This is a genomic window from Chitinophaga sp. GbtcB8, from assembly GCF_019091455.1.
Taxonomy (GTDB): Bacteria; Bacteroidota; Bacteroidia; order Chitinophagales; family Chitinophagaceae; genus Chitinophaga.
Genome location: NZ_JAGXJN010000080.1, coordinates 1 through 3,791 on the forward strand (window position 1 = coordinate 1; position 3,791 = coordinate 3,791).

Annotated in this window: 5 protein-coding genes and 1 tRNA gene; 2 read left to right on the forward strand and 4 right to left on the reverse strand. The window is 47.5% G+C overall.

Translation table 11 applies throughout. The annotated features are described in order from the left end of the window. Positions 1–60: 60 nt before the first annotated feature. From KVT36_RS31380 to KVT36_RS31395, 4 genes are all read right to left on the reverse strand, one after another. Positions 61–1,011 carry a phage integrase SAM-like domain-containing protein gene (locus tag KVT36_RS31380; protein WP_217607374.1) on the reverse strand — a complete coding sequence of 317 codons (951 nt, stop codon included), beginning with the start codon at positions 1,009–1,011 and terminating at the stop codon, positions 61–63. Positions 1,012–1,222: 211 nt separating this feature from the next. Next, a tRNA-Lys gene (locus tag KVT36_RS31385) sits at positions 1,223–1,295 on the reverse strand. Positions 1,296–1,374: 79 nt separating this feature from the next. After that, positions 1,375–2,166 (reverse strand): MBL fold metallo-hydrolase, encoded by a 792-nt coding sequence (locus KVT36_RS31390; RefSeq protein WP_217607375.1) that lies wholly within the window; start codon positions 2,164–2,166, stop codon positions 1,375–1,377. A 23-nt stretch (positions 2,167–2,189) separates the two neighbouring features. Then, the gene (locus KVT36_RS31395) at positions 2,190–3,071 is read right to left on the reverse strand and encodes a LysR substrate-binding domain-containing protein (protein WP_217607376.1); all 882 of its coding nucleotides are present in this window, start codon (positions 3,069–3,071) and stop codon (positions 2,190–2,192) included. 91 nt (positions 3,072–3,162) lie between these two features. On the opposite strand from KVT36_RS31395, the gene KVT36_RS31400 reads away from it, so the two are divergent. Together KVT36_RS31400 and KVT36_RS33330 are read left to right on the forward strand one after the other, a co-directional pair. Then, the gene (locus tag KVT36_RS31400; RefSeq protein WP_217607377.1) at positions 3,163–3,564 is read left to right on the forward strand and encodes a cupin domain-containing protein; all 402 of its coding nucleotides are present in this window, start codon (positions 3,163–3,165) and stop codon (positions 3,562–3,564) included. 4 nt (positions 3,565–3,568) lie between these two features. Further along, positions 3,569–3,769, forward strand: coding sequence for a tautomerase family protein (locus tag KVT36_RS33330; protein ID WP_217607378.1), 201 nt, complete (start codon positions 3,569–3,571; stop codon positions 3,767–3,769). The last annotated feature ends 22 nt before the right edge of the window (positions 3,770–3,791 follow it).

Consider the following 3,791-nt stretch of genomic DNA (forward strand, 5'->3'; position numbering starts at 1 on the left):
GGGTGGTTCACTTTGGTCTGGAATAACTGGTTCACTTTGATCCGGAATTAGTGGTTCAGTTTAGTCCGGATTATACACTTCTACCGTTAGCGCCTCGCGATCCGGGTCAATGTAACTGCACCTGAAATTGCCCAGAGGATTAGTAGCTAACCAACCGCTGACAATTGCGCGTTCAATGATCTGTCTTGTATTCTTGATAATCTTCATGGCGCTATTATGGCCACAACTATGGACAAGCGTTAGGTAATCGTAAAAACGCTCAGCGAAGACGCGCGTCACCTCTAATAGAGTATAAGAATTTCTTTTATATGTATAGGAGAGGAACTGTTTGATCTTATCTTTGGTAACCCACCATTTTTTGCATGTGCTGAATGCCCTCGTTCCTCCGACAGATTTACGCAGAAAGGTGATCAGAAATTCATAACTGGCATCCATTACTGTTTTTTCCTCATTTGCGATAAGAGTATAAACATCCAGGGATAAGGAGGTAAGCATTTCAATTTCGTCCTTAATAATCGCTTTTTCTTTATTAAGTGTTCTTACTTCGCTCGCTCTGATCCGCTCGTCTGCGGTCTTGAGAACTTTTTTTTCCTGTCTATAGTACTCACGGCAACGGATAAACATGGCATCGATCCGCTTATGCAGTTCAGTTGGGGTTACTGGCAGCGACTGGCGAACAGAGTCATTTTGGTTAAATGGCCGGACGGCCTTTATGAGCATGTCGACAGTAACATCACCGTATTGGGATCCCAAAAGTGTGAATTGCGTTTCGTAGTCCGCCTTTGTCTGCAGTATTTTTAAATTAATAGACTTCGCTTCGGGTGTGGCCAGGCCAACCACTTTTTTCTGCGTGTTATCCCAGTATTTGGACAGGACCTTGAAGCCTAGCGAAAGATCGGGTGATCTTTTCCCGTCAATAGTGATCCGCATATAAATCGGACAGTAGCCGTTGCGGTCTGCGCGTTTTTTACTCAGGAAGAAGAGTAGCGAGAATTTTTGAGAAATTTTCATTTGCTGACTGTAAAATGATTAACAGATCAGCTTATCAAATCTCAATTAGTATAAAGGGTTTGTTTAATAAAGGTAAGCCCCCAAAACGGCCCCCGATTCAGACCCCTTTTTTTTGGATATTCTTTGAATTCGTTTGGTGCGCAATTTTTGTTAAAGTCAACAACCACAGCATGTTTAAAACGAAAATAGGCACTATTAAAGTGCCTATTAGTGATCCCGCTGGGACTCGAACCCAGGACCCATACATTAAAAGTGTATTGCTCTACCAACTGAGCTACGGAATCATTCCCGTTTTTGAATTTCGGGAGTGCAAAGATAGGAATTAATCTTTTTCTTCCAAATATTCTTCGATATAAGTTTCAATTAAATTCTCAAACCCTGCTGTAAACCAATCCCAACCTGGTATACAGCGGTCTCCGCAAACCGGGTGGCTACTACAATCTCTGTTCCGTCCGCATGTTCATTGAATAAAGCCTGCACCAGGTCAGGGGAGTTGTTCTCCTGCGAAAGATGCGATAACAACAAATGGCTCATAAAAGCCGGCCGGTGCGCCTTAAACAATTCCAGCGCCTGCCGGTTGGATAAATGTCCCTGCCCGCCGCGGATACGGTTTTTTAAAAAATACGGGTACCGTCCCTGTTCCAGCATTTGCTCGTCATAGTTCGATTCCAGGAAAGCTGCATGGCATTGCTGAAAATGGCGGATCACATGTTCGCAGGGTGCGCCAATGTCAGTGAACACCCCAATGTTAATGTTGCCGCAGTTCACAATAAAGCTATGCGGTTCAGAGGCGTCATGGAATTTGGGAAAAGCTGTTACGGTAAGGGAGCCTACCTGTACCGGTGCATAAGCGCTGAAAGAGATAACCTGCTGTGCATTTAGCTGCAGCCCGCCACTGAGCAGGGTAGCAGCAGTAATATATACCGGCAGGCGATATTTGCGGGCAATTACGGGTATCCCGCGTATGTGGTCCGTATGTTCATGGGAAACAAAAATGGCTCTTACCTGGTGCATGGATAGCCCCAGGCGTTTCATCCGCTTCTCCGTTTCACGGCAGGAGATCCCCGCATCTACCAGCACGGCGTCCCAGTCATTACCAATGTAATAACAGTTCCCGTTGCTGCCTGAGTTCAATGATGTAATAAATAACGACATGACTTTACAAAGAAACCGATTTTTTATTTTTTACGAACACGTTGCACCTGTTCGCGCAGTGTTTCCTGTAATATTTCTGTGAGCCGTTCCACTGCCGGCGCCGGGTGCTGCTTTTGCTGCTGCAAAAACAGGTGCATGGCTGGTAATGCGGGCAGCCCGGCAGATGCCGGCAGCAGCTTACATCCCGGCGGTACGCCTATTGCCGTGCGGATGGTAACCCCCAATCCTGCCTGCGCAGCCGCCCACAGCCCCGCTAAGCTGGGACTGGTCAGTACTATCCGCCAGCTGCGTTGTGCGGCTTCTAACGCCTCTAAACCCGCCTGGCGTACAATGCAGGGCGATTCAAATAACAATAACGGTAATGGCTGATCCGCTACCAGCCGTGTTGCGGGTCCGCCGATCCAGCGCAAAGGCAGCTGCCCGATGGGGATGGCATCTGCCGGCGTATGAAAGTGCATGTTCACAATTACATCCAGCTGGCCAGCCTGCAGCTGTTTCATGAGCACTGCCTGCCGGTCTATCACGATCGTGATCTGCACCTGTGGGTATACTGCTGCAAAACGGGCCAGTACCAGGGGCAGCTCGCTCTCCGCAAAATCAGCGGATATACCTAACCGTACCTGTCCTTCCAGCTGGGTATCACTCAGGGCGCGTACTGCGCGGTCATTAATGTCCAGCAGCTGTTTGGCGTATCCCAGCAGCATTTCACCGGCAGCAGTAAGGTGCCAGCCCCGCCCTTGTTTAATGAACAGCGGTTGCCCGGTCATTTCTTCCAGGCGTTGCATTTGCAGGCTCACGGCCGACTGGGAGCGGGCTACCCGGTCCGCAGCTTTGGCAAAGCTGTCAAGATCTACTGCCAGCACAAAGGTGCGTAGCAGGTCCAGGTCCATAATGTCGCTGGTCATAGTTTAATAAAATTGAAGTATTGTATTAGATATTTCAATATTACAAAAGTATGGATTTGCCCTAATTTTGAGCTGCAAAAAATTTACAGCCATGAAAACAGTTTGCTTCTTAATAGGGTTATGGGCAATAGGAGGGAGTACCTATGCGCAATCCGGTATCAGCCGCAAAATATTATTAGAGCAGGTTTTGGCGCCTGCTACGGTAGAGGATATACGTATAGATGAAATTACCTGTGCGCCTGGCCAGGGCGCCCCGGCGCATTACCATCCCTGTGAGGTATACGGGTATGTGGTATCTGGGGAGATAGAATACCAGGTAGCCGGCCAGGCGCCTGTTATACTGAAGGCGGGTGATAGTTTCCACGAGGCTGCCAATCAGCCCATACAAACTTTTAAGAATGCGCTTGCCGGTCAGCCCTGCAAATTTGTAGCTATTTACCTGGCTAAAAAAGGGCAGCCCGTTATCATACTTTCTCCTGACACAAAAAACTAATCATATGCCTTTTGTAAAGATCAATCTTGCACAAAACTTAACGGAACAAATAAAAAGTGATATTTCCCTTTCCGTGCACGAAAGCCTGATGGCACATTTTAATGTGCCGGCTGATGATTATTTCCATGTAATACATGAAGTGCGCCTTACCGTATCCCCACGAGCAAATACATATTTTAGCATCACGGCAGTTGGCATACATTAGACATTCAAATCTAAGCGATGCC

Excerpts from the sequence above, each read along its gene's own strand:
- KVT36_RS31380 (WP_217607374.1), bottom strand. The coding sequence starts at position 1,011 with ATGAAAATTTCTCAAAAATTCTCGCTACTCTTCTTCCTGAGTAAAAAA.
- KVT36_RS31400 (WP_217607377.1), top strand. The coding sequence starts at position 3,163 with ATGAAAACAGTTTGCTTCTTAATAGGGTTATGGGCAATAGGAGGGAGT.
- KVT36_RS31390 (WP_217607375.1), bottom strand. The coding sequence starts at position 2,166 with ATGTCGTTATTTATTACATCATTGAACTCAGGCAGCAACGGGAACTGT.
- KVT36_RS33330 (WP_217607378.1), top strand. The coding sequence starts at position 3,569 with ATGCCTTTTGTAAAGATCAATCTTGCACAAAACTTAACGGAACAAATA.
- KVT36_RS31395 (WP_217607376.1), bottom strand. The coding sequence starts at position 3,071 with ATGACCAGCGACATTATGGACCTGGACCTGCTACGCACCTTTGTGCTG.